This is a genomic window from Pseudomonas sp. 29 (assembly GCF_002754355.1).
GTDB lineage: Bacteria > Pseudomonadota > Gammaproteobacteria > Pseudomonadales > Pseudomonadaceae > Aquipseudomonas > Aquipseudomonas neuropathica.
Genome location: NZ_PEEY01000001.1, coordinates 359385 through 382993, shown reverse-complemented (window position 1 = coordinate 382993; position 23609 = coordinate 359385). Strand labels below are relative to the sequence as shown.

22 protein-coding genes are annotated in these 23609 nt (G+C 60.2%); 9 read left to right on the top strand and 13 right to left on the bottom strand.

The window, feature by feature from the left end; genetic code table 11:
• Positions 1–141 precede the first annotated feature (141 nt).
• Together CLU80_RS01700 and CLU80_RS01695 are read left to right on the top strand one after the other, a co-directional pair.
• Positions 142–678: a chalcone isomerase family protein gene (locus CLU80_RS01700; protein ID WP_099756586.1), complete on the top strand. Its 537-nt coding sequence runs from the start codon at positions 142–144 to the stop codon at positions 676–678.
• A 72-nt stretch (positions 679–750) separates the two neighbouring features.
• Entirely contained in the window at positions 751–2070 is a 1320-nt protein-coding gene (locus CLU80_RS01695; RefSeq protein ID WP_093441251.1) for an Nramp family divalent metal transporter, read from the top strand.
• Between the two features lie 130 nt (positions 2071–2200).
• Here CLU80_RS01695 and CLU80_RS01690 read toward each other — a convergent pair whose 3' ends face one another.
• A complete protein-coding gene (locus CLU80_RS01690) occupies positions 2201–3304 on the bottom strand; it encodes a cytochrome P450 (protein WP_099756585.1) in 1104 nt (367 codons plus the stop codon).
• A 79-nt stretch (positions 3305–3383) separates the two neighbouring features.
• Here CLU80_RS01690 and CLU80_RS01685 point away from each other — a divergent pair, with 79 nt between their 5' ends.
• The 3 genes from CLU80_RS01685 to CLU80_RS01675 all read left to right on the top strand — a co-directional run bounded on the left by CLU80_RS01685 (position 3384) and on the right by CLU80_RS01675 (position 6329).
• On the top strand, positions 3384–4157 hold the full coding sequence (locus CLU80_RS01685; protein ID WP_099756584.1) for an ArsR/SmtB family transcription factor: 774 nt from the start codon (positions 3384–3386) through the stop codon (positions 4155–4157).
• A 121-nt stretch (positions 4158–4278) separates the two neighbouring features.
• A complete protein-coding gene (locus tag CLU80_RS01680) occupies positions 4279–5499 on the top strand; it encodes a putative DNA modification/repair radical SAM protein (RefSeq protein ID WP_093440974.1) in 1221 nt (406 codons plus the stop codon).
• Complete coding sequence (locus tag CLU80_RS01675; protein WP_099756583.1) at positions 5496–6329, top strand: TIGR03915 family putative DNA repair protein; 834 nt, start codon at positions 5496–5498, stop codon at positions 6327–6329. The genes CLU80_RS01680 and CLU80_RS01675 overlap by 4 nt, the downstream gene beginning before the upstream one ends.
• 250 nt (positions 6330–6579) lie before the next feature.
• Here CLU80_RS01675 and CLU80_RS01670 read toward each other — a convergent pair whose 3' ends face one another.
• From CLU80_RS01670 to CLU80_RS01650, 5 genes are all read right to left on the bottom strand, one after another.
• Positions 6580–7599 carry a branched-chain amino acid aminotransferase gene (locus CLU80_RS01670; RefSeq protein ID WP_007915073.1) on the bottom strand — a complete coding sequence of 340 codons (1020 nt, stop codon included), beginning with the start codon at positions 7597–7599 and terminating at the stop codon, positions 6580–6582.
• A gap of 214 nt (positions 7600–7813) precedes the next feature.
• A complete protein-coding gene (gene lpdA, locus CLU80_RS01665; protein WP_099756582.1) occupies positions 7814–9187 on the bottom strand; it encodes a dihydrolipoyl dehydrogenase in 1374 nt (457 codons plus the stop codon).
• Between the two features lie 7 nt (positions 9188–9194).
• The gene (locus tag CLU80_RS01660; RefSeq protein WP_099756581.1) at positions 9195–10463 is read right to left on the bottom strand and encodes a dihydrolipoamide acetyltransferase family protein; all 1269 of its coding nucleotides are present in this window, start codon (positions 10461–10463) and stop codon (positions 9195–9197) included.
• Positions 10464–11522 (bottom strand): alpha-ketoacid dehydrogenase subunit beta, encoded by a 1059-nt coding sequence (locus CLU80_RS01655; RefSeq protein ID WP_003224000.1) that lies wholly within the window; start codon positions 11520–11522, stop codon positions 10464–10466. It abuts the gene before it with no gap.
• A gap of 1 nt (position 11523) precedes the next feature.
• A complete protein-coding gene (locus CLU80_RS01650) occupies positions 11524–12759 on the bottom strand; it encodes a 3-methyl-2-oxobutanoate dehydrogenase (2-methylpropanoyl-transferring) subunit alpha (RefSeq protein ID WP_003224001.1) in 1236 nt (411 codons plus the stop codon).
• Positions 12760–12944: 185 nt separating this feature from the next.
• On the opposite strand from CLU80_RS01650, the gene bkdR reads away from it, so the two are divergent.
• A complete protein-coding gene (gene bkdR / locus CLU80_RS01645) occupies positions 12945–13433 on the top strand; it encodes a Bkd operon transcriptional regulator BkdR (RefSeq protein WP_025111414.1) in 489 nt (162 codons plus the stop codon).
• 96 nt (positions 13434–13529) lie between these two features.
• Here bkdR and CLU80_RS01640 read toward each other — a convergent pair whose 3' ends face one another.
• Positions 13530–14393, bottom strand: a complete 864-nt coding sequence (locus CLU80_RS01640) for an MBL fold metallo-hydrolase (protein WP_093440952.1) — start codon at positions 14391–14393, stop codon at positions 13530–13532.
• Positions 14394–14484: 91 nt separating this feature from the next.
• On the opposite strand from CLU80_RS01640, the gene CLU80_RS01635 reads away from it, so the two are divergent.
• The 3 genes from CLU80_RS01635 (at position 14485) to CLU80_RS01620 (ending at position 17046) form a co-directional block, all read left to right on the top strand.
• Complete coding sequence (locus tag CLU80_RS01635; protein ID WP_007915092.1) at positions 14485–14826, top strand: ArsR/SmtB family transcription factor; 342 nt, start codon at positions 14485–14487, stop codon at positions 14824–14826.
• Between the two features lie 165 nt (positions 14827–14991).
• Positions 14992–16236, top strand: a complete 1245-nt coding sequence (locus CLU80_RS01625; protein WP_099756579.1) for an NAD(P)/FAD-dependent oxidoreductase — start codon at positions 14992–14994, stop codon at positions 16234–16236.
• Between the two features lie 9 nt (positions 16237–16245).
• Positions 16246–17046 carry a sulfite exporter TauE/SafE family protein gene (locus tag CLU80_RS01620; protein ID WP_007915096.1) on the top strand — a complete coding sequence of 267 codons (801 nt, stop codon included), beginning with the start codon at positions 16246–16248 and terminating at the stop codon, positions 17044–17046.
• A gap of 48 nt (positions 17047–17094) precedes the next feature.
• Here CLU80_RS01620 and CLU80_RS01615 read toward each other — a convergent pair whose 3' ends face one another.
• From CLU80_RS01615 to CLU80_RS01590, 6 genes are all read right to left on the bottom strand, one after another.
• Entirely contained in the window at positions 17095–18375 is a 1281-nt protein-coding gene (locus CLU80_RS01615; RefSeq protein WP_099756578.1) for a TRAP transporter large permease, read from the bottom strand.
• Positions 18375–18902, bottom strand: coding sequence for a TRAP transporter small permease (locus CLU80_RS01610; protein ID WP_038365548.1), 528 nt, complete (start codon positions 18900–18902; stop codon positions 18375–18377). Before CLU80_RS01610 ends, CLU80_RS01615 begins: the two co-directional genes overlap by 1 nt.
• Positions 18903–18978: 76 nt before the next feature.
• Positions 18979–19950 carry a TRAP transporter substrate-binding protein gene (locus tag CLU80_RS01605; RefSeq protein WP_099756577.1) on the bottom strand — a complete coding sequence of 324 codons (972 nt, stop codon included), beginning with the start codon at positions 19948–19950 and terminating at the stop codon, positions 18979–18981.
• 60 nt (positions 19951–20010) lie between these two features.
• Positions 20011–20904 (bottom strand): SMP-30/gluconolactonase/LRE family protein, encoded by an 894-nt coding sequence (locus tag CLU80_RS01600; protein WP_099756576.1) that lies wholly within the window; start codon positions 20902–20904, stop codon positions 20011–20013.
• A 30-nt stretch (positions 20905–20934) separates the two neighbouring features.
• Positions 20935–21759, bottom strand: a complete 825-nt coding sequence (locus CLU80_RS01595; protein WP_093440924.1) for an NAD-dependent epimerase/dehydratase family protein — start codon at positions 21757–21759, stop codon at positions 20935–20937.
• Between the two features lie 276 nt (positions 21760–22035).
• The gene (locus tag CLU80_RS01590; RefSeq protein ID WP_093440919.1) at positions 22036–23331 is read right to left on the bottom strand and encodes an OprD family porin; all 1296 of its coding nucleotides are present in this window, start codon (positions 23329–23331) and stop codon (positions 22036–22038) included.
• Positions 23332–23609: the final 278 nt, after the last annotated feature.

Sequence of the window (23609 nt, the reverse complement as noted above, 5' to 3'; positions counted from 1 at the left end):
GTCTCCGTCCGTTGAGGGTAGGCCACGGTAGCATTGTCGATCGGCGATTGCTGCCTATGTGCGCAGTTTTTGTATACAAAGTAACGGGGGCGATACCCGGCTATGCTGTGTGTATCAGGGTTTACCGGAGTCGATGCCGCGATGAGAAGAACACCGAAGCTGGTGCGAGGATGCTGCGGCATCGGCTTGTGGGCGTTGTTGCTGACGCCGACCTGGGCCAATTGGCAGGACGCCGTGCCCGGCGCGCAGATCATCGGCACCGGCGATTACAGCGTGTTCGGTTTCGATGTCTACAACGCACGATTGTGGAGTGCCGCGCGGCCCTTGGTCGACGGTCAGCCATTTGCGCTGGAGTTGATCTACCGCCGCAACATCTCCCGCGATGATCTGGTCAAGGCCAGCGTCGACGAAATCAAACGGCTGGCCGGTGCCCGCGTAAGCCCGGCGCAATTGGCCGGGTGGCAGGTACAGATGCAGCAATCGTTCGTCGATGTGCAAGCCGGCACGCGGATTACCGGGGTGTATCTGCCGGGGCAGGGTGCGCGGTTTTTTGTCGGTCAGCAGTTGCAGCATGAGATCGATGATCCGCTGTTTGCCCGCGCATTTTTTGATATCTGGCTGGATCCGCGCACACGCAGTCCGGAGTTGCGCGAACAGTTGTTGGGGGTGAGTCGATAGATTCTTTTGCACTTCAAGGCTCCGGCGGAAACCTCTAAGCTGCGCCTTTCCGACTTGTTTCTGGATGTGTGCGTGAAATTCAGTTTGCCCAAAATCGCCACCGCGCCGTTTTGCCCGCCGGAAGTGGCCGGCAGTGTTGCGGTGGATCCCAGCGCCTCGTTCTTCAAGCGCGTGCTGCGTTTCGCCGGCCCCGGCTTGCTGGTGTCGATTGGCTACATGGACCCGGGCAACTGGGCCACCGCCATCGAGGCCGGTTCACGCTTCGGTTACAGCCTGTTGTTTGTGGTGTTGCTGGCGAGTCTGGCCGGCATGGTCGTGCAGTGCCTGTGCTCGCGCCTGGGCATCGCCACCGGGCGCGACCTGGCGCAATTGTCCCGCGAGCGCTACAGCACACCGACCGCACGGCTGCAGTGGGTGCTGGCGGAAATCTCGATCATCGCCACCGATCTGGCTGAAGTGCTGGGTTGTGCGCTGGCGTTCCACTTGCTGCTCGGCTGTTCGCTGACCTTCGGCATCGCCCTGACCGCGTTCGACACCTTGCTGGTGCTGGCCCTGCAAAATCGCGGTTTCCGCCGTCTGGAAGCAATCATGCTGGTATTGGTCGCGACCATCGGCGTGTGTTTCTTCGTTGAACTGCTGCTGATCAAACCCTACTGGCCGGACGTCGCCCAAGGTTTCAAACCGTCGCTGGCGGCGATTGGCGAAGCGGCGCCGCTGTACCTGGCGATAGGTATTCTCGGCGCGACGGTGATGCCGCATAACCTCTACCTGCACACCTCGATCGTACAGACGCGGATGATCGGCAAGGATCTGGCGAGCAAGCAGGACGCGGTAAAACTAGCACGCATCGACACCATCGGTTCGCTGGCCCTGGCGTTGCTGGTCAACGCGGCGATTCTGATTCTCGCGGCGGCAGCGTTCCACCAGTCCGGGCACACCGACGTGGTGGACATTCAGGACGCCTACCACTTGCTCGATCCGCTGGTCGGTGGGGCGCTGGCCAGCGTGTTGTTCGGCGTCGCGTTGCTGGCATCGGGGCAGAGTTCGACCTTCACCGGCACCATCGCCGGCCAGGTGATCATGGAGGGTTATCTGAACCTGCGGATCCCGTGCTGGCAGCGGCGCTTGATTACTCGCGGACTGGCGTTGATTCCAGCATTCGTCGGCGTGTGGCTGATGGGCGATAACGCGATCGGCAAATTGCTGGTGTTGAGTCAGGTGGTGTTGAGTCTGCAGTTGCCGTTTGCCTTGTATCCACTCATTCGAATGACTAACGACAAACAACTGATGGGGCCGTTTGTGAACCGCTGGCCAACTCGGGTGTTGGCCTGGGGGTTGTTTGTGGTGATCAGCGGCGCTAACAGCTGGCTGATTTTGCAGTGGGCGGCTTGAGCCAGCATTTTCAGTGACTGGGCTGGCCTCTTCGCGAGCAAGCTCGCTCCCACAGGGTTATCGGGTGTGCACACTATTGCGATCACCCGATAACTCATGTGGGAGCGAGCTTGCTCGCGAAGACGGACTGTCAGGCGCCCACATCGCTGAACACTGGAATGCGCCCATTGAGTGAAGGCTTGTAGTGCCAGTTCAAGCGATTCAGGTCGATGTCATGCCTGATTATTTCCCTCACCGTTGCGCTGGCAATACTCATCGCCAGCGCTTGCCCCGGACACTCATGCCGGCCACTGCCAAAACTGAAACTGCGGCGGTTGGCGCGCTGTGGCAGAAACTGCTCCGGCTGTTCGTTGAGCGCCGGATCTCGATTGGCCGAGGCCAGCAGCACCAGAATCACATCGCCCGCTTCGACACGTACTCCAGCAATCTCACAGGACGCGGCGACAAAGCGCCGGGTGTTCTGCACGGGCGGGTCGAAGCGCTGGACTTCGTTGAGCAGTGCTTCGATGGATTCGCCGCGCAACGCTGGCTGCTGACGTAGCGCCAGCAGCGTATTGCCGATCAGGCCGGCGCAGGCTTCGAACGTCTGTGAACAGAGGCCGATCAGGTTGGCGATCAAGGTTTCCTCATCGCCAGTGAAGCGCTGCTGGATTGCACTGAGCAACGGGCTGGCCGGCTCGGCGAGCAATTCGATGAAGTCACCGCGCAGTTGTTCAGCCGCTGCCTCTGCTGCGGCCAGTTGCAGGTCATTGCTCAACGGCGACAGGCAGGCAACGAAATCCGCCGTCAATTCACTGATCGCCCGCGCTTGCGCCGGGGTGAACCCCAGCAGCGCCGCGACCACGCACACCGGGCCACGAAGCATTGCCTTGTACACCCCGTCGGCGTCCGCTGTGATCAGCCGCGCGGCGACCAGTCTGTCGACGGCCTCAAGGTCGAGCGAGGCCAACTCAGGCTCAATGGCAGCGCGCGGGCAGCGCTGGCGTTCACCGTCATTCATCCGCATCAGTTGGCCGAAGACTTTGCCGGCCATGCCTTTTGTAATCGCTTTGGGCACTGGCTCCTGCGCCGGACGCACCCGGCAATCCGCGTGGGCCAACACCGCACACACCGCCCGGGCACTGCTGGCGACCCACAGTTTCAGCTCTGGATGAAACGTCAGTCCACCTGCTGCGCGCAGTTCGGTGTAGTAGGGATAAGGATCGGCGTGCGTTGCGGCGCTAATCGGGTTCATGGTTTGCATCCTTGTCGGCGGGGAAAGTGTTGCTACTATCTCCACTGCGCAACGACGATGATTCGTCCGGGAGCGAACTATGCACGCAGAACATCAAGACATCGGCGTTTCCCAAGTGGCCGCCGCCATCGCCGAGCCGGCGCGAACGAAAATCCTCTGTTCGCTGATGGACGGCCACGCCCGCACCAGCACTGAATTGGCGACGATCGCCGAAGTCAGCGCCTCGACCGCCAGCGTGCACCTGGCGAAACTCAAGGACCTGGCACTGCTGCGCCTGCATGTGCAGGGCCGTCATCGCTATTACAGCCTCGCCGATCAGCGCGTGGCGCAGGCGCTGGAAGCGTTGATGGTGATTGGCCAGAACGCCGTGCCGACGTTCAAGGCGCACACCCCGGATCGCCTGCAATTTGCGCGCACCTGCTATGACCACATGGCCGGGACGCTGGCGGTGATGCTGCATGACCGTTTGATCGAGGGCGGTTGGTTGGTGGCAACCGACGAGCAGGCGTATCGCTTGAGTGAAAGCGGGGAGGCGCTGTTTCTCGGGCTGGGTATCGATGTGCATGATTTGACCAGCCTGCGCCGCAAGTTTGCCTGTCCGTGCCTGGACTGGAGCATGCGCCGGCCGCATCTCGGTGGTTCGCTGGGGGCGGCGCTGTTGCAGACCGCGTTGAAGCGCAAGTGGGTGACCCAGGATCTGGACAGTCGGGCGCTGGCGTTGACGGCGCTGGGGCGCAAGGAGATCGGTGCGCGGTTTGGCGTTGAGTTACCGGCAGACGGGCAGATCAAAAGATCGCAGCCAGCCGTAAAGCGTGCCCACCCGATAAATTCCGACCGTACCGAATCCCTGTAGGAGCTGCCGAAGGCTGCGATCTTTTGATTTTCAGCTTCTGACCGACGAGGGGCGCATCTGCCACCTTGTATCACCGCTGCCGACCCTATACTGTATATAAAAACAGTATAGAGCCCGCGCCATGCAAATCATCGACAAGCTCAGCATCCTCGCCGACGCCGCCAAGTACGACGCCTCCTGCGCGAGCAGCGGCGCGCCCAAGCGCAGCTCCGAGGGCAAGAGCGGCCTGGGCTCGACCGATGGCATGGGCATCTGCCACAGCTACACGCCGGACGGGCGCTGCGTGTCGTTGTTGAAGATTCTGCTGACCAACTTCTGCCTTTACGATTGCCAGTACTGCGTCAACCGCCGCTCCAGCGATGTCCCGCGCGCACGCTTCACCCCCGAGGAAGTCGTGGCGCTGACCATGGATTTCTACCGGCGTAACTGCGTCAGCGGGCTGTTTCTCAGTTCCGGCATCATTCGCTCGGCGGACTACACCATGGAGCAACTGGTGCGGGTGGCGAAGCTGCTGCGTGAAGAGCATGAGTTTCGCGGGTACATCCATCTCAAGACCATTCCCGAAGCCGATCCGGCATTGATTGAAGAGGCTGGCCGCTACGCCGATCGCCTGAGCGTCAATATCGAACTGCCCACCGATGCCAGCCTGCAAGTGCTGGCACCGGAGAAGGACATCACTTCGATCAAACAGGCGATGAACACCATCTACACCGGCGTGCAGACCGTGCTGAACGAACCGCGCTCGGCGAAATTCGCCCCGGCCGGGCAGAGCACGCAACTGATTGTCGGCGCCGATGACACCGATGACAGCACCATCCTCCACAGCGCCCAGGCCTTGTACGGCAACTTCCGTTTGCGCCGGGTCTACTATTCGGCCTTCAGCCCGATCCCCGACAGCCCGAAAAGCGTGCCACTGGCCGCGCCGCCGCTGATGCGCGAACACCGTTTGTATCAGGCCGATTTTCTCCTGCGCAGCTACGGCTACAGTGCTGATGAATTGCTCAAGGGACCGGGTAATCTGGCGCTGGACATCGACCCGAAACTGGCCTGGGCGTTGCAAAATCGCGAGGTGTTCCCGCTCGATCTGAACCGTGCCGAAGCTTCCCTGATTGCGCGTATTCCCGGTATCGGCTTGCGCACCACCGAACGACTGGTCGAGCTGCGCCGCCAGCGGCGCATCCGTTACGAAGACGTCGCGCGTATGCGCTGCGTGCTGGCCAAGGCCAAGCCGTTCATCATCACCAGCGACTATCACCCGCAGCAGGCCGAGGTCACCAGCCATATGCTTTATCAGCAATTGCGTGACCGGCCGATGCCGCAACAGATGGGGTTGTGGGGATGATCAATCTCGATTGCGACGACCTGTTCGACACCTGGCGCCAGCAGGCGCGCTGGCTGCTAAGCCATGAAGTCGATCCGAGTCTGGTGAGCTGGGCCTCGCAAGGTGTGGGTGATCTGTTTGCCAGTGATGAGCCGGTGCCTGAAGGGCAGGGGCCATTTCAGGCACGTATCCCGCGAGCGCTGCTCGACACCCTGGAACAGGCCTCGCGTTATCGCGGTGATCAACGCTGGAGTTTGCTGTATGAAGTGCTGTGGCGCGTCAGCCACGGCGACCGTACCGCGATGATGTCCGGGGACAAACTCGGCAGCGAGTTGCAGCGACGGATCAAACAAGTGCATCGGGAAGCTCATCATCTGCATGCGTTTGTGCGTTTCATCGAGCGGCCTTCATCCAGCGCGGGTCCGCAATATGTGGCTTGGCATGAGCCGGCCCACGACATTCTGCACAGCGCCAGTGAGCATTTCATCGGGCGGATGGGTCGCCATCGCTGGTTGATCGCCACCCCGCGTGACGGGGTCTATTACGATGGCGAGCAACTGATCCATCAACGGCAATGCCCGCTGGAATGGCAGCAGTTGGCGCAGAACGTCGATGATCCTCATGGTGATCTTTGGCTGACCTATTACAGCCACATCTTTAATCCAGCGCGGTTGAACGAGAAGGTTATGCAGGGGCATTTGCCGGCGCGGTTCTGGAAGAATCTGCCGGAGGGGGAGTTGATTCCCGGGTTGATTACGCAGGCGCGGATGGGGAAGCAGCAGAATGGGCAGGCGAGTGGGATTGCTGATCGGCTTGGTAAACGGATAACGCTGAAAACCCCCTCACCCTAACCCTCTCCCAGAGGGAGAGGGGACTGACCGAGGTGTTCGGACTTGCTCCATCGACCTGAACGATCAAGTCGAACTCAGGTTTTGAAAAGCACAAAAATCGGCTCCCTTTCCCCCTCGCCCCCCTGGGGGAGAGGGCTGGGGTGAGGGGGAAAAGATCTCAAGCCCTACACAACAATCCCCGCCAAACGCCATAAAAAAGCCCCCCACCAATCACTCGGTGGAGGGCTTTTCTACATCAACACCCGTCAAATCAAACCTTGACGATCCAGCCCGCTGGCGCTTCGATGTCGCCGGTCTGCACGCCAGTCAGCTCTTTGTAGAGCTTCTGGGTCACCGGGCCGACTTCGGTTTCACTGTGGAACACGTGCAGATGGTCGTTGTAGCTGATCCCACCGATCGGGGTGATCACCGCAGCCGTACCGCAAGCGCCGGCTTCCTTGAAGTCCGACAGCTTGTCGATCAGCACATCACCTTCAACCACTTCCAGGCCCAGACGGGTCTTGGCCAGTTCGATCAACGACAGGCGGGTGATGCCTGGCAGAACCGACGGCGAGTTCGGGGTGATGAACTTGTTGTCGTGGGTGATCCCGAAGAAGTTGGCCGAACCGACTTCTTCGATCTTGGTGTGGGTCATCGGATCCAGATAGATCGCGTCGGCGAAGTTGGCTTTCTTCGCTTTCGAGCCCGGCATCAGGCTGGCCGCGTAGTTGCCGCCGACCTTGGCTGCGCCGGTGCCTTGTGGGGCGGCGCGGTCGTAGCTGGAGATCTGGAAGTTGTGTGGGGTCAGGCCGCCCTTGAAGTAGGCGCCGACCGGGATGCAGAAGATCGAGAAGATGAACTCGGGCGCAGTGCGCACGCCGATGTTGTCACCGACGCCAATCACGAACGGACGCAGGTACAGCGCGCCTCCGGTGCCGTATGGCGGAATGAAGCGTTCGTTGGCGCGAACCACGGCTTTGCAGGCTTCGATGAACTGCTCGGTGTCGACCGTCGGCATCAGCAGACGCGCGCAGCTGCGTTGCATGCGCAGGGCGTTCTGGTCCGGGCGGAACAGATTGATCGAGCCGTCCTTGCAACGATAGGCCTTCATGCCTTCGAAGCATTGCTGGCCATAGTGAAGGGCCGTCGAGCCTTCGCTGATGTGCAGCACGTTATCTTCGGTCAGGGTGCCTTTGTCCCACTCGCCATCGCGAAAGTACGACAGATAGCGTTTGTCGGTCTTGATGTAGTCAAAACCCAGCTTGTCCCAATTGATGCTTTCGTTACCCATGACACCCTCTATCACTGAACAACCGCCGAAACGGTTCAAGGCTTCTGACGTTTTTTGGATGGGCACAACAATACTTCATTCTTGAGCGGTTTCGCAGCCCGGACTATCGGATGGCACACAGATAAATCGTGTTGCCCTCAGGAATTCGCGAGCAAGCTCGCTCCCACAGGGGAATGCATTCCAAATGTGGGAGCGAGCTTGCTCGCGAAGGGGCCTACAGGTGCAACGCATGCCCCAAAGCACGCAACGCCGCTTCCTGCACCGCTTCACCCAGGGTCGGATGCGCGTGAATGGTGCCGCCGATGTCTTCCAGCCGCGCGCCCATTTCCAGGCTTTGCGCAAACGCTGTCGACAACTCCGACACGCCAACGCCCACCGCTTGCCAGCCGACAATCACATGGTTATCCCGACGAGCGACCACGCGCACGAAGCCGCTTTTTGACTCCAGCGTCATCGCCCGGCCATTGGCGGCGAACGGGAAACTCGAAACAATGCAGTCCAGCCCCGCAGCCTTGGCCTCGTCCGGCGTCTTGCCGACCACTACCAGTTCCGGGTCGGTGAAGCACACGGCAGCAATCGCAGTCGGGTTGAATTCACGGGTTTTGCCGCTGATCAACTCGGCAACCATCTCGCCCTGAGCCATGGCGCGGTGGGCCAGCATCGGCTCGCCGCTCAGATCGCCGATGGCGTAGACGTTGCGCATGCTGGTCTGGCAGCGACTGTCGATCTTGATCGCCGAACCGTTCATATCCAGGTTCAGCGCTTCGAGGTTCCAGCCCTGGGTATTCGGTTTGCGGCCGACGGCGACCAGCACCTGATCGGTTTCCAGATTCAGGGTTTCGCCCTCCGGATCGCGCACCTGCAAGGTGCCATCGAAACCCAGCACGCTGTGTTTGAGGTACAGCTTCACGCCCAGTTGCTTCAACGCTTCATGCACCGGTTGCGTCAGCTCCGCATCGTAGGCCGGCAAGATACGATCCTGCGCCTCGACCACACTGACCTCGGCGCCGAGCTTGCGATAAGCAATGCCCAGTTCCAGACCAATGTAACCACCGCCCACCACCACCAGACGCTTAGGCACGGATTTCGGCGCCAGCGCTTCGGTGGAGGAGATGATCGGCCCGCCAATCGGCAGGATCGGCAGATTGACGCTGGTCGAACCGGTGGCCAGCACCAGGTGCTCGCACTGGATGCGCGTGTCGCCGACTTCAACAGTCTTGCCGTCGATGACTTTGGCCCAGCCATTGATGACCTGAACCTTGTTCTTCTTCAGCAGCGCCGCCACGCCAGTGGTCAGGCGATCAACGATGCCGTCCTTCCACTCGACGCTTTTCGTGATGTCGAGGCTCGGTGCGGCAACGCTGATGCCCAGCGCCGAATGCTGGCTGTGATGCCGGGTCTGGTGAAACTGCTCAGCCACATGAATCAGCGCTTTCGACGGGATGCAGCCGATGTTCAGGCAGGTGCCGCCCAGAGATTGGCCTTCGACCAGAATCGTCGGGATGCCCAGTTGCCCGGCGCGAATCGCCGTTACATAACCGCCGGGGCCGCCGCCGATGATCAGCAGCGTAGTGTTCAGAGATTGCATGCGCGCCTTACTCCACAAACAAAGTGGCAGGTTGTTCGATCAAGCCACGAATCGCCTGGATGAAGAGTGCCGCATCCATGCCGTCGACCACGCGGTGATCGAAGGAGCTGGAGAGGTTCATCATCTTGCGGATCACCACCTGGCCTTTGACGACCATCGGCCGTTCGACGATTTTGTTGACGCCGACGATCGCTACTTCCGGCAGATTCAGCACCGGCGTGCTGACGATGCCGCCCAGTGCACCGAGGCTGGTCAGGGTGATGGTCGAGCCGGACAGTTCATCACGGCTGGCCTTGCCATTACGCGCGGCGTTGGCCAAACGCGAGATTTCTGTAGCACTGTCCCACAGGCTGCGCGCCTCGGCGTGACGCACCACCGGCACCATCAGGCCGACATCGCTTTGCGTGGCGACGCCGACATGCACCGCGCCGAGGCGAGTGATGACCTGGGCTTCGTCGTCGTAACGGGCATTCATCTGCGGGAAGTCGCGCAGGGCCACAACCAGAGCGCGGACGAGGAACGGCAGCAAGGTCAACTTGCCACGGCTGGCGCCGTGTTTTTCATTGAGATGCGCGCGCAGTTCTTCAATCGCGGTAACGTCGATTTCTTCGACGTAGCTGAAATGCGCGGCACGCTGAGTGGCGTCCTGCATGCGTTGGGCGATCTTGCGACGCATGCCGATCACTTGAATCTGTTCTTCGTCGTTACGCTGTGCGTAAGCAGCGGCAACCGGCGCCGAAGCATTTGACTGACCTTGCGCCAGATAGGCCTCGAGGTCTTCGTGCAACACACGACCGGCCGGGCCGGAACCGCGTACCAGACGCAATTGAATCCCCAGATCCAGTGCATGTTTGCGCACGGCCGGCGAGGCCAGTGGGCGCTCATCCGCTTCGCGGGCAACCATCGGGCCTTGGCAAACTGCAGCTGGACGTGGTGCGGCAGCAGGTTTGCTTTCCACCACGGTTTCAGCTTTCGGTGCAGCAGGTGCTTCTTTGACGGGAGCAGGCGCGGCCGATTCTTTCAGATTGCCGGCCCCTTCCACCTCAATGCTGATCAACACACTGCCAACCGCCATCACTTCACCTGGCTGACCACCGAGCGCAATCACTTTCCCGTGTACCGGCGATGGAATATCGACCATCGCCTTGTCGGTCATCACGTCCGCCAGCACCTGGTCCTCAACGACCAGATCGCCAACCTTGACGTGCCACTGCGACAGTTCGACTTCTGCGATGCCTTCGCCGATGTCCGGCATCTTGATAACGTGCGTGCCCATTCAGACCTCCATAACCCGTTTCAACGCCGCGCCCACTCGGGACGGCCCAGGGAAATACGCCCACTCTTGCGCGTGCGGGTAGGGGGTGTCCCAACCGGTGACGCGTTCGATCGGCGCTTCCAGGTGATGGAAGCAATGCTCTTGCACCAGCGACACCAGTTCGGCGCCGAAACCGCAAGTGCGGGTGGCTTCGTGAACCACCACGCAACGGCCGGTCTTCTTCACCGACTTGACGATGGTTTCCAGGTCCAGCGGCCACAGGCTGCGCAGGTCGATGACTTCGGCATCAACGCCGGATTCTTCGGCCGCGACTTGCGAGACGTAGACGGTGGTGCCGTAGGTCAGCACGGTCACGTCCTTGCCCGGACGGGTGATCGCGGCGACGTCCAGCGGCACGGTGTAGTAACCGTCCGGCACCTGGGCTTGCGGGTGTTTCGACCACGGCGTTACCGGGCGATCGTGGTGGCCGTCGAACGGGCCGTTGTACAGGCGTTTCGGCTCAAGGAAGATCACCGGGTCATCGTTTTCGATGGAGGCGATCAGCAAGCCTTTGGCGTCATACGGGTTGGACGGCATGACCGTGCGCAGACCGCAAACCTGAGTGAACATCGCCTCGATGCTCTGGCTGTGGGTCTGGCCGCCGTAGATGCCGCCGCCGCAGGGCATGCGCAGGGTCATCGGTGCGGTGAACTCGCCGGCCGAGCGATAACGCAGGCGCGCGGCTTCGGAAATGATCTGGTCGGAGGCAGGGTAGACGTAGTCGGCGAACTGAATTTCGGCGACCGGGCGCAAACCATAAGCACCCATGCCCACGGCAACACCGACGATGCCGCTTTCCGAGATAGGTGCGTCGAATACGCGCGAGGTGCCGTACTTGGTCTGCAGGCCTTCGGTGCAACGGAACACGCCGCCGAAGTAGCCGACGTCCTGACCGAACACCACCACATTGTCGTCACGCTCAAGCATCACATCCATGGCCGAGCGCAGGGCCTGGATCATGGTCATGGTGGTCGTGGTCATGGCGGTTTCCAACTGAATATTGTTGTTGTGATCGTTCATGTCAGATCCCCAACTGCTGACGCTGGCGCTTCAAGTGCTCCGGCATCTCTTTGTAGACGTCTTCGAACATGGTCGCGGCGCTTGGAATCTGACCGCCGGCGAGGGTGCCGTACTGTTCGGCCTGTTTCTGCGCGGCAATCACTTCGGCTTCGAGTTCGGCGCTGACGGCGGCGTGCTCTTCTTCTGACCAGTGACCGACCTTGATCAGATGCTGTTTGAGACGGGCGATCGGGTCGCCGAGCGGGAAGTGGCTCCAGTCATCGGCCGGGCGATATTTCGACGGATCGTCGGAGGTCGAGTGCGGACCGGCGCGGTAGGTGACCCATTCGATCATGGTCGGGCCGAGGTTGCGGCGAGCGCGTTCGGCAGCCCAGGCAGATGCCGCATACACCGCGTAGAAGTCGTTGCCATCCACGCGCAGCGAAGCGATGCCGCAACCGACGCCGCGTCCGGCGAAGGTGGTGGCTTCACCACCGGCGATGGCCTGGAAGGTCGAAATCGCCCACTGGTTATTCACCACGTTGAGGATCACCGGCGCGCGATAAACGTGGGCGAAGGTGAGGGCGGTGTGGAAGTCCGATTCGGCGGTAGCGCCGTCACCGATCCACGCCGAAGCGATTTTCGTGTCGCCCTTGATCGCCGAAGCCATGCCCCAGCCGACGGCTTGAATGAACTGGGTGGCGAGGTTGCCGGAGATGGTGAAGAAGCCAGCGTCCTTGACCGAGTACATGATCGGCAACTGACGGCCCTTGAGCGGATCGCGCTCGTTGGACAGCAACTGGCAGATCAGGTCGACCAGCGGCACTTCGCGGGCCATCAGGATGCTTTGCTGGCGATAAGTCGGGAAGCACATGTCGTCGATGTTCAAGGCCAGAGCCTGAGCACTGCCGATGGCTTCTTCGCCGAGGCTCTGCATGTAGAACGACATTTTTTTCTGACGCTGGGCGACCACCATGCGGTTGTCGTAGATCCGCGTCTTGAGCATGGCGCGCATGCCCTTGCGAAGGATCTCGACCGGGACGTTTTCGGCCCAGGGGCCGAGGGCGTTGCCCTGATCGTCGAGCACACGGATCAGGCCACGCGCCAGGTCGGCGGTGTCGGCAGGTTCGACATCAATGGAAGGTTTGCGCACCGTACCGGCATCGGTCAGATGCAGGTAGGAAAAATCGGTTTTGCAGCCTGGACGGCCCGAGGGTTCAGGGACGTGCAGACGCAGCGGTTCATACGCTTGGGTCATGGCTTCTACGCTCGATCTTGTGAATTTCTTGTAGTGAGCTGGCAGTCATTCTTCGGTAGAAGAAATCTTGTCCTACAACAATCATAGGCCCGGGCAAGAAGAATATTTATCTCTGTTTCGTTGCGCTGGAGATGATTTGCAGATAGAAATTCTGCATAAACATAAAAAACAGGTGGTTTTGTCTCATGCGCAAACTGGACCGTACCGATATCGGCATTCTCAACAGCCTTCAGGAGAATGCGCGCATCACCAACGCCGACCTCGCACGCTCGGTGAATCTGTCGCCGACGCCTTGTTTCAATCGGGTGAAAGCGATGGAGGAATTAGGGCTGATTCGCGAGCAGGTCACGTTGCTGGATGCCGACCTGCTGGGGCTGCATGTGAACGTGTTCATCCATGTCAGCCTGGAGAAACAGGTGGAGGAGGCGTTGCAGCATTTCGAGGAGGCGATTTCTGATCGCCCCGAGGTGATGGAGTGTTATCTGATGGCTGGCGATCCGGATTATCTGATTCGGGTGTTGGTGCCGACGATTCAGTCACTGGAGCGGTTCATGATGGACTTCCTGACCAAAGTGCCGGGTGTGGCAAATATCCGGTCAAGCTTTGCGCTCAAGCAGGTGCGCTACAAAACCGCGTTGCCGTTGCCGGCGAATGGGTTGACGTTAGGCGCCTGACCCGAAGCGGAACGCGGAGCGTCCCCGGCAGCATTCTCACGCAGAGCGTGGGGAACGATCGATGTAGGAGCTGCCGCAGGCTGCGATCTTGTGCTGTTAAAGCTTATTGATCGGGATCTTCAGATAAACCACGCCGTTGTCTTCCGCCGCCGGCAGATTCCCCGCCCGCACATTGACCTGAATTGCCGGCAGCAACAGCGTCGGCATGCCCAGCCCGGCATCACGCTGTGTGCGCATCTCGACAAATGCCGCCTCATCAATCCCGTCATGCACATGAATGTTGCTTTTGCGCTGCTCCCCGACGGTGGTTTGGCACTGCGCGGTGCGGCCCTCGGGCGGGTAATCGTGGCAAACGTAGAGTTTCACGCTGGCCGGAAAGGCCAGCAGTTTATGAATCGAGTTGAACAACTGATGGGCGTTGCCGCCGGGAAAGTCGCAGCGCGCGGTGCCGACGTCGGGCATGAACAGCGTGTCGCCCACCAGAATCTGTTCGCCGTCGATCAAGTAGGCCATGTCCGCCGGGGTATGCCCAGGCACATGCAGGGCAGTGGCTTTGAGATTGCCGATCCTGAATGACTCGTTTGGCGCAAACAGGTGATCGAACTGCGAGCCATCGACGCAGAACTCCGGCTCCAGATTGAACAGCGCCTTGAACACGTTTTGCACTTTGCTGATCGATTCACCAATGGCGATTTTCCCGCCCAGCTCCCGGCGCAGATAAGGCGCGGCGGACAGGTGATCGGCGTGGGCATGGGTTTCCAGCAGCCACTGCACTTGCAGATTGTGCGCGCGGACGAAGGCGATGATTTTGTCGGCCTGGGCGGTGCAGGTGCGTCCGGCGGCGCCGTCGTAATCGAGCACCGGATCGACGATCGCACATTGCCCGCCGTCGGTTTCATAGACCACGTAGCTGTAGGTCGAAGAGGCGGGGTCGAGAAAAGCTTCAATCTGCGCGGGCATGGACACCAACCTGAACAAGGAAAATGGGTTGCAACACTTTATCTAAAAACATAATGTTCGCAGCTTAAGTGACCTTGAAGGCCTCGTGCAAATGCAATCCAGTCTGACCGAATGTGAAGTCGCCCAACTGCGCGCCTCGGCCTCCAAGGCCTGCGCGTTGCTCAAGGCCATGGCCAATGAGGATCGCCTGTTGATCCTGTGTCAACTGACCCAGGGCGAGCGCAACGTTGGCGAACTGGAAAAGATGACCGGCGTGCGCCAGCCGACGCTGTCCCAGCAACTGGGCATCCTGCGGGATGAAGGCCTGGTCGCGACTCGGCGTGAAGGCAAGTACATTTTCTACGGCCTCGCCAGTCCGGAAGTCATTCAGGTCATGAAGACCCTCTCCGGGTTGTATTGCGGCGCCGTGCTGAAAAGTCTCGGTCATCAATAAATGCCAGCCAACACACAACCCCTGTAGGAGTGAGCCTGCTCGCGATAGCGGTGGGTCAGCCAACATCCTTATTGACTGACACACCGCTATCGCGAGCAGGCTCACTCCTACAATGGATTTGTGTGAAGACTGAGAAATCCTTGCGTGCAGCAAAAGGAACAAGCAATGAACGATCAACACTGGGGCCCATCCATCAGTGCAGACATCGTGGTCATCGGCGGCGGTACGGCCGGTATCGGTTTTGTCGCCAGCCTGCTCAAGCGTGACCCTGCGCTGAAAATTACCGTGATCGAACCGAGCGCCCAGCATTACTACCAACCGGCGTGGACGCTGGTCGGCGGTGGCGCCTACGACGTCAAAGACACCGCACGGCCGATGAACAAGGTCATGCCCCGGCAAGCGAACTGGCTGCAAGCGGCGGTCACCGCAATCGACCCGGACAAACGCCAACTCACCCTCAACGATCAACGCACGGTCAGCTATCAGAACCTGATCGTCTGCCCCGGTCTGCGCCTGGCCTGGGAGAAGATCGAAGGCTTGCAAGAGAGCCTCGGCCAGCACGGCGTCACCTCCAATTACAGCTATCAGCACGCGCAGTACACCTGGGATCAGGTGCAGAAACTGCGCGGCGGCAAAGCGCTGTTCACCCAGCCGGCGATGCCGATCAAATGCGCCGGAGCGCCGCAAAAAGCGCTGTACCTGTCCTGCGATCACTGGCGCAAAACCGCCGTGTTGAACAACATCCATGTCGAATTCAATCTTGCGGGTGCGGCGCTGTTCGGCGTGGCGACGTTTGTGCCGCCGTTGATGAAGTACATCGAGAAATACAACGCGCAATTGGCCTTTAACTCGAATCTGGTCAAGGTCGATGGTCCGGCGAAAACCGCCTGGTTCGAGATCAAGTACGCCGACGGCAACGTCAGCCGCGTAGCGAAAACCTTCGATCTGTTGCACGTGGTGCCGCCGCAGGTGTCGCCGGATTTCATCGCGCAAAGTCCTTTGGCCGATGCGGCCGGCTGGTGCGAAGTCAATCCGCACAGCCTGCAACACCTGCGTTATCCAAACGTGTTCGCGCTGGGTGATATCTGCGGCACCAGCAATGCGAAAACCGCCGCAGCAGTGCGTAAACAAGTGGTGGTGGTCGCGGAAAACCTGCTCGCCCAGCGCAAGCAACAACCGCTGCCGCTGAAGTACGACGGTTACGGTTCCTGCCCGCTGACGGTGGAGAAGGGCAAGGTGATTCTTGCCGAGTTCGGTTATGCCGGTAAGTTGCTGCCGACCTTCCCGATGGACCCGACCGTGGCGCGGCGCTCGGCGTGGTTGCTCAAGGCGACGCTGCTGCCGTGGTTCTACTGGAACGGCATGCTCAAAGGGCGCGAGTGGCTGACCGGCCTGTCCAAAGTCGACTGAGAACATCCTATGTTGCTGGCAAGCCTGTTTGGTGTGGTGATGGGGTTGGTCCTCGGTTTGACCGGGGCCGGCGGTGGCATTCTGGCGGTGCCGGCGCTGGTGCTCGGGCTTGGCTGGACGATGACGCAGGCAGCGCCGGTGGCGTTGTTTGCGGTCGGCAGTGCGGCGGCGGTCGGTGCCATCGACGGTTTGCGTCATGGCCTGGTGCGCTATCGCGCGGCGCTGTTGATTGCGGCGTTGGGCGCGGTGTTTTCGCCGTTGGGCATTTACTTCGCGCACCAGTTGCCGGAGAAAATCCTGATGATCCTGTTCAGTCTGCTGATGGTCATGGTGGCCTGGCGCATGTTGCGCCGCGAGCGCCAGCAGGAGGGGCCGAGTGATCATGGCCACGCCAGTTGGGGACAGAAGAATTGCATGCTCAATGAACAAACCGGGCGCTTTGACTGGACCGCCAAATGCACCGCAACCCTGGCTGCTTTGGGCGCGATTACCGGGGTGGTGTCCGGTTTGCTCGGTGTCGGTGGCGGTTTTCTGATCGTGCCGGCGTTCAAGCAACTGACCGATGTGCAAATGCGCGGGATTGTTGCTACGTCGTTGATGGTGATCAGTCTGATTTCGGCAATCGGGGTGATCGGCTCGTTTCACGCAGGCGTGCGGATTGACGGGCAGGGCGCGGCGTTTATCGTCGCCAGCATTGTCGGCATGATCATCGGCCGCAAGCTCTGTGCGCGGGTGCCGGCGCGGGCGTTGCAGGTGGGGTTTGCCAGTGTCTGTCTGGTGGTGGCGGGGTATATGTTGTTGCGGGCGTGAGTTTCAAAAGAAACCGCAGCCCATCAAGGGCTGCGGTTTTTTATCGGCTTACAACACCAGATGTGGCAACCACAGCGAAATCGCCGGAATGTAGGTCACCAGCATCAACACCAGAAACAGCACCGCGTAAAACGGCAGCAGCGCTTTCACGGTGCTTTCGATACTGACCTTGCCCACCGCTGAACCGACAAACAACACCGCGCCCACCGGCGGTGTTATCAGCCCGATCCCGAGGTTGACCAGCATGATCATGCCGAACTGCACCGGATCCACACCGATACCGAGAATCACCGGCATCAGGATCGGCGTCAGGATCAGGATCAGCGGCGCCATGTCCATCACCGTGCCGAGCAACAGCAGCATGACGTTGATGCACATCAGGATCACGTAGCGGTTGTCCGACAGGGTCAGGAACAGCGTGGTGATCTTCGCCGGAATCTGCATCAGGGTCATGATGTAGCCGAAGCTCGCAGCGAAACCGATCAGGATCATCACGATCGAAATCGTTCGCACGGTGCGGTGCATCAGTTTCGGCAGTTCACTCCATTTGTAGTCGCGGTAAATGAACATGGTGACGAAGAATGACCACAGCACGGCAATCGCCGCCGATTCGGTCGCGGTGAAGATCCCCGAGAGGATGCCGCCGAGGATGATCACCATCGCCATCATGCCCCAGAGGGCCTCGCCGACGATTTTCAACGCCTGGCGCATCGGGATGACTTCACCTTTGGGGTAGTTGCGCTTTTTCGCGAAGATCAGGCACAGCACCATCAGGCAGGCGCTCATCATCAAGCCCGGCACGATGCCGGCCATGAACAGCGAGGCAATCGAAACAGTACCGCCGGCGGCCAGGGAGTAGAGCACCGAGTTATGGCTTGGCGGAGTCAGCAGGGCTTGCACCGAGCCGCTGACGGTCACGGCAGTGGAGAAATCCCGTGGATAGCCCTTGCGTTCCATTTCTGGAATCAGCACCGAACCCACCGACGCGGTGTCGGCCACTGACGACCCGGAGATCGCGCCGAAAAAGGTCGAGGCGACAATGTTGACCAGTGACAGGCCACCGCGGACAAAACCCACCAGTACCCCGGCACACGCCACCAACCGGCGAGACATGCCGCCCTCGGCCATGATTGCACCGGCCAGCACGAAGAAAGGAATGGCCAGTAGCGAGAATTTGTTCACTCCTGACGCGACCTGGATCATCACCGCCTGGAACGGGATGTCGATCCACCATGCACCGATCAGCGCGGCGGCGCCCAGCGCGTAGGCGACGGGCATGCCGATCAGGATCAATACGATAAAACTGCCCAGCAGTATCAAAGCGTCCATTAAGCGGCACCTTCACTTTCTTCCACCAGGTCGAACTGCACGACCCGCCGTTTGCTCTGATCACCGAGCAAGAGTTTTTCCAGCACGAAAATCAGCGTCAGCAAACCGCCCACGGGAATGGGCAAGTAGGTCACGCCAACCCGCAGATCGGGCAGAGCAGCCATGAACTGATTCCAAGTGGACATGCACAGTTTGGCGCCCCAGATCGTCATGAAGATGCAGATCGCCGCCATGAGCAGTTGTGAAAATATCGCCGCTGCAGATCTCAGTTGTGGAGGCATGCGATCGGTGAGCATGGCCACGGCCATGTGCGCACCGGCGCGGTAACTGGCGGCAGCGCCGATGAAGGTAAACACCATCATCAACAGAATCGCCGTAGGCTCGGGCCAGCTCGAGCCGGTGCCCAGCACGTAGCGGGCGAACACGCCCCAGGGAATCATCAGGGAGATCGCCAGAACGGAAAGGCCGGCGACCCAGATGCACGTCATGTAGATCTTGTCGTTGATACGCAGCAGTAGATTCTTCATCGGGTTCCACCGTAACCCGGCGTGCCTGAGCCATCAGGCATGCCGGGCCTTTTTCAAAATTACGGAGCGGGAGGCGTTACTGAACGGCTTCGATTTTCTTGATCAGGTCGGCGTACTTCGCGCCGTACTTTTCCCGCACCGGTGCGGTGGCGTCGTAGAAGGGTTTCTTGTCGACCTCGATGAACTCGACGCCGGCGGCCTTGAGTTTTTCTTCACTGGCAGCGGACTTCTTGTCCCACAGCACGCGCTCTTCGGCTTGGGCAGCCTTGGCGGCGGTCTTGACCAGCGTCTGCTGATCCGGGGTCAGTTTTTCCCAAGTGATTTTCGACATCACGATCGGCTCTGGCAGGATCAGGTGTCCGGTGAGGCTGTAGTACTTGGCGTTCTGGAAGTGGTTGTGTTCGAGCAGGGTTGGCGGGTTGTTCTCCGCACCGTCGATGACGCCGGTCTGCAAGGCGCTGAAGATCTCGCCAGTGTCCATGGCGATGCCGTTACCGCCCATGGCGTTCATCATGTCGATGAACATCGGGTTGCCTTGCACGCGGATTTTCATGCCCTTGAGGTCTTCGAGCTTGCGCACCGGTTTCTTGGTGTAGATGTTGCGCGTGCCGCCGTCCATCCAGGCCAGGGCCACCAGGCCGAATTCAGAGTTGGTGATTTTGTCGAGGATTTCGTCGCCCACCGGGCCATCAATGACCTTACGCATGTGTTGCTGGTCGCGGAAGATAAACGGCATGTTGAATACGTTCACATCCGGCACGACAGGGCCGACGATACCCAGACTGACGCGTGACATCTGCACCGCGCCGACTTGCATCTGCTCGATGACTTCCTTTTCGGAGCCCAGTACGCCGCCCGGGAAGTATTGGAAGGTCAGCTCGCCGTTGGTTTCCTTGGTCAGGGACTTGCCCATGGTTTCTTCGGCTTCCACGGTTGGATAGCCTTTGGGATGGATGTCGGCGAATTTGAGTTGCAGGGCCTGAGCGGCGCCAGTGAAGGTAAACATCAGCGGGATTGCAGCGGCCAGCAAGGTGCGTTTGAAGTACATGGGGGTGAGTCTCCAGTCTTGTTATTGTTGTGTTCAAGGCGCAGCGGTGCAGCAGAGGGTTTAACGCAAATCGTTGAACAAGGGTTCCGCAAGGCCTTTGACGTTGGGGTTCAGGGCGAACACGCCACCGGCCAGAGAGTGCGGATCGTGGTCGTCGCCGGGACGAATCGAGGTGACGAACAAAGTGTCCATGCGGCTGCCGCCGAAGGCACACATGGTCGGTTTTTTCACCGGCACCTCCAGTGAGAAATCAAGACGACCGTCCGGCGCGAAGCGGTGAATCAGGCCGGCGTCGTTGGCGCAGATCCAGTAGAAACCTTCAGCATCCACGGCAGCGCCATCGGGCCGCCCGGGAAAGTGGTTCATGTCGACGAACACTCGACGATTCGACGGCGTGCCAGTCTCGGTGTCGTAATCGAACGCCCAGATCAGTTGCACGTCGGGGTGCGAATCGGACAGGTACATCGTCGTGCCGTCAGGGCTGAAACCGAGGCCGTTGGGTACGATGAAACCGTCGAGCTGCGTTTCGATCACGCCAGACTGCCCGGCGCTGTAGCGATAGAGCCGGCCTTCGGGCGCACTCAGGCCCATGTTCAGCACCATGCTGCCGGCCCAGAAACGGCCCTGTCGGTCGCAGCGACCATCGTTGAGGCGCATGTCTGCGCGACTGTGCTCGACGCTGGCCAGCCGTTCGCTGTCGAGGCTGCCGTCGCTGTGCGGGTGCAGATGAAAAAAGCCGCTCTCCATGCCGGCAACCCAGCCGCCATTGCTGTGACGGGCGATGCAGGCGAGCATTTCCGGGGTTTTCCAGGCATGCACGTGGCCGGTATCGGCGCTCCAGCGCTGCAGCCCGCCGTTGGCAATATCCACCCAATACAGCGCGTTTTCCTGCGGCACCCAGACTGGGCTTTCGCCCACGGCGTTGCGGGCATCGACGATCAATTCGGCTTGCATACTCATTCCTTCGCGTCGTTGTCAGGGTGATCAGTCGCCGAACGGACCTGCGGCAACAAACGCGCCGCCCTGATAGATCCGTGCCGGGTCATCGGCAGCCGGCATGGGCTGCGCCTCGACTTTTTCGCGGAACACTTCGGAGCTGTCCTTCGCTTCAAAACCGAGGTGACTGGCGAATTTGTTGTCCCACCAGACGTCCTTGTTGGCGGACATGCCGTAGACCACGGTGTGGCCAACGTTCGGCGTGTACAGCGCGCGTTCGAGCAATTGCGTGAGGTCGTCGAAACTCAGCCAGGTGTGCATCATTCGGCGGTTCTGCGGCTCGGGGAACGAGGAGCCGATGCGGATGCTGACGGTCTCGATGCCGTAGCGATCGAAGTAGAAACTGGCCATGTCTTCGCCGTAGGATTTGGACAATCCGTAGTAACCGTCGGGGCGGCGCGCGGAGCTGGCGTCGAGCGGCTCGTCCTGTTTGTAGAAGCCGATAACGTGGTTGGAACTGGCGAAGATCACCCGCTTCACGCCATGCCGGCGCGCCGCTTCGTAGATGTGAAACACGCCGCAGATGTTGGCGCCGAGGATTTCTTCGAAGGGCCGCTCGACGGAGACGCCGCCGAAATGCAGGATCGCATCGACGCCTTCGACCAGTTGATGCACGGCGTGTTTGTCGGCCAGATCGCAAGGGACGATTTCTTCGCGATCATCGACGGCCGGGGCGATGGCGGCAATGTCCGACAGGCGCAGGACATTGGCATAAGGGCGCATACGTTCGCGCAGAACTTTGCCCAGGCCCCCGGCAGCGCCGGTCAGCAGCAGACGGTTGAACGGGGCGCGGGGAGTGGAGGTAGACGTCATGGCAAGCCCTTACACGTTGTTATTAGGTTTGTTGTAGGTTGTCGTATGACTGCGCTGAAGTATCGGTAGGGTTTCCGGAACTTGTCAACGCGACTTTTGGTGTAAATGACGGAAGGCCCGGTTCCTTTCCCTTCAGCACAATTCCCTCCTTGCAATGCAATCCCCTGTAGGCCTTCGCCTGCTCGCGATAGCGGTGTGTCGGTTGAGGAAGAGGCGGCTGACACACCGCTATCGCGAGCAGGCTCACTCCTACAGGGGGATTGCGGCGCCCGCTGGTTACAACAACGAAATCGGATAACTGATAAAGATCCGGTTCTCGTCAAACTCGTTGGTGCTGAAGTCCCGGCGTATCGTTGCGTTGCGCCATTTCACGTTGAGGTTTTTCAGCGGGCCGCTCTGCACCGTGTAGGCCAGTTCCGACTCGCGCCCCCATTCCTTGCCGTCATTGGTGCTGGCGGTGTGCACGTTGTCGCCGCTGATGTAGCGGTTCATCAGGGTCAGGCCGGGGATGCCGAGGGCGACGAAGTTGTAGTCGTGGCGCAACTGCCAGGAGCGCTCTTTGGCGTTGTCGTAACTGGCGTTGTAACTGTCGTTGGCGAGGGTGCCGCCGCTGGTGCCGTTGACCCGCATCCACGCGTCGTCGCCGCTGAGCTTTTGCAGGCCGACATAAAACGTGTTGCCACCGTATTTGGCCGAAAGCAGGGCAAACGCAGTCTTGTTGTCGAGGTCGCCGGCCTGGGCGCTGCCGTCCTCCTTGCCGGTGAAGAAACCGAGGTTGGCGCCCAGGGTCCAGTCGCCCAACGGCTGGCTGTGGCTGAGGTTGAAATACTGCTGCTGGTAGATGTCGCTGAGTTCGGCGTACCACACGCCGACCAGGGTGCGCTTGTCGTTGAAGGTATATTCGCCGCCGCCGAAGTTGAAGCGGTCGGAAGTGAACGCGCCACGGCCGTTCATTGACATGTCTTCCATGCTCGCATCGTTGCGCGGGCTGTTGCCACGGAACTGGCCACCGTAGACGGTCAGACCGTTGATCTCGGTGGACGTGATCTGCCCGCCGCGAAAGGTTTGCGGCAGCGAGCGGCCATCGTCAGAGCGCAGGATCGGCAGCACCGGCATCCATTCGCCGACCTTCAATTCAGTCTTCGAGACTTTGGCCTTCAACGCCACGCCGAGCCGTCCGAAATTGTCGGCCGGACGCCCGTCATCGTGGATCGGCAACAGTTGCGTACCGCCCGTACCTTTGCCGCCATCGAGCTTCTGCGAATACATCCCCAGCACATCGAGGCCGAAGCCGACGGTGCCCTGAGTGAAGCCGGATTTGGCATCGAGAATGAAGTTCTGCGTCCATTCCTCAGCCTTGCCTTGTGGGTAGGCAGGGTTGACGAAGTTGCGGTTGAAGTAGGCATTGCGCAGGTTCAGCGTGGCTTTGCTGTCTTCGAGAAAGCCTTCGGCATCGGCGCTCATCGGCAAGGCCAAGGCCAGGCTGCTGCAACCGATCAGGCCAAGGGTTGTGTGCGGGCGCAGCGTGGCAAAGCGGGAAGGGCGGACGAAATTACGGGCGAGTGTGCTCACTGTGACGCTCCCTGTTGCGTTTGTTGTTTTTATTATTTGTCATACGTCGTCGTACAACATGGTTGCGGATATTTCCTAGGTTTTAGGGGAATGTCAACAGCAAGTTATACGATGACTCCCGGCCCTCACACAGAACCCTTGTAGGAGTGAGCCTGCTCGCGATAGCGATGTGTCAATGATGGAAATGTCGACTGATACACCGCTATCGCGAGCAGGCTCACTCCTACAAGGATTTGTGTTGTCCATGGGATGTGTGTTGCCGGTGAATTTGCGGCAAA

What these genes read in the sequence shown, in the direction of transcription:
- CLU80_RS01700 (WP_099756586.1), top strand. Translation starts at nt 142, where the DNA reads ATGAGAAGAACACCGAAGCTGGTGCGAGGATGCTGCGGCATCGGCTTG.
- CLU80_RS01690 (WP_099756585.1), bottom strand. Translation starts at nt 3,304, where the DNA reads ATGAACCCGATTAGCGCCGCAACGCACGCCGATCCTTATCCCTACTAC.
- CLU80_RS01685 (WP_099756584.1), top strand. Translation starts at nt 3,384, where the DNA reads ATGCACGCAGAACATCAAGACATCGGCGTTTCCCAAGTGGCCGCCGCC.
- CLU80_RS01680 (WP_093440974.1), top strand. Translation starts at nt 4,279, where the DNA reads ATGCAAATCATCGACAAGCTCAGCATCCTCGCCGACGCCGCCAAGTAC.
- CLU80_RS01675 (WP_099756583.1), top strand. Translation starts at nt 5,496, where the DNA reads ATGATCAATCTCGATTGCGACGACCTGTTCGACACCTGGCGCCAGCAG.
- CLU80_RS01670 (WP_007915073.1), bottom strand. Translation starts at nt 7,599, where the DNA reads ATGGGTAACGAAAGCATCAATTGGGACAAGCTGGGTTTTGACTACATC.
- lpdA (WP_099756582.1), bottom strand. Translation starts at nt 9,187, where the DNA reads ATGCAATCTCTGAACACTACGCTGCTGATCATCGGCGGCGGCCCCGGC.
- CLU80_RS01660 (WP_099756581.1), bottom strand. Translation starts at nt 10,463, where the DNA reads ATGGGCACGCACGTTATCAAGATGCCGGACATCGGCGAAGGCATCGCA.
- CLU80_RS01655 (WP_003224000.1), bottom strand. Translation starts at nt 11,522, where the DNA reads ATGAACGATCACAACAACAATATTCAGTTGGAAACCGCCATGACCACG.
- CLU80_RS01650 (WP_003224001.1), bottom strand. Translation starts at nt 12,759, where the DNA reads ATGACCCAAGCGTATGAACCGCTGCGTCTGCACGTCCCTGAACCCTCG.
- bkdR (WP_025111414.1), top strand. Translation starts at nt 12,945, where the DNA reads ATGCGCAAACTGGACCGTACCGATATCGGCATTCTCAACAGCCTTCAG.
- CLU80_RS01640 (WP_093440952.1), bottom strand. Translation starts at nt 14,393, where the DNA reads ATGCCCGCGCAGATTGAAGCTTTTCTCGACCCCGCCTCTTCGACCTAC.
- CLU80_RS01635 (WP_007915092.1), top strand. Translation starts at nt 14,485, where the DNA reads ATGCAATCCAGTCTGACCGAATGTGAAGTCGCCCAACTGCGCGCCTCG.
- CLU80_RS01625 (WP_099756579.1), top strand. Translation starts at nt 14,992, where the DNA reads ATGAACGATCAACACTGGGGCCCATCCATCAGTGCAGACATCGTGGTC.
- CLU80_RS01620 (WP_007915096.1), top strand. Translation starts at nt 16,246, where the DNA reads ATGTTGCTGGCAAGCCTGTTTGGTGTGGTGATGGGGTTGGTCCTCGGT.
- CLU80_RS01615 (WP_099756578.1), bottom strand. Translation starts at nt 18,375, where the DNA reads ATGGACGCTTTGATACTGCTGGGCAGTTTTATCGTATTGATCCTGATC.
- CLU80_RS01610 (WP_038365548.1), bottom strand. Translation starts at nt 18,902, where the DNA reads ATGAAGAATCTACTGCTGCGTATCAACGACAAGATCTACATGACGTGC.
- CLU80_RS01605 (WP_099756577.1), bottom strand. Translation starts at nt 19,950, where the DNA reads ATGTACTTCAAACGCACCTTGCTGGCCGCTGCAATCCCGCTGATGTTT.
- CLU80_RS01600 (WP_099756576.1), bottom strand. Translation starts at nt 20,904, where the DNA reads ATGCAAGCCGAATTGATCGTCGATGCCCGCAACGCCGTGGGCGAAAGC.
- CLU80_RS01595 (WP_093440924.1), bottom strand. Translation starts at nt 21,759, where the DNA reads ATGACGTCTACCTCCACTCCCCGCGCCCCGTTCAACCGTCTGCTGCTG.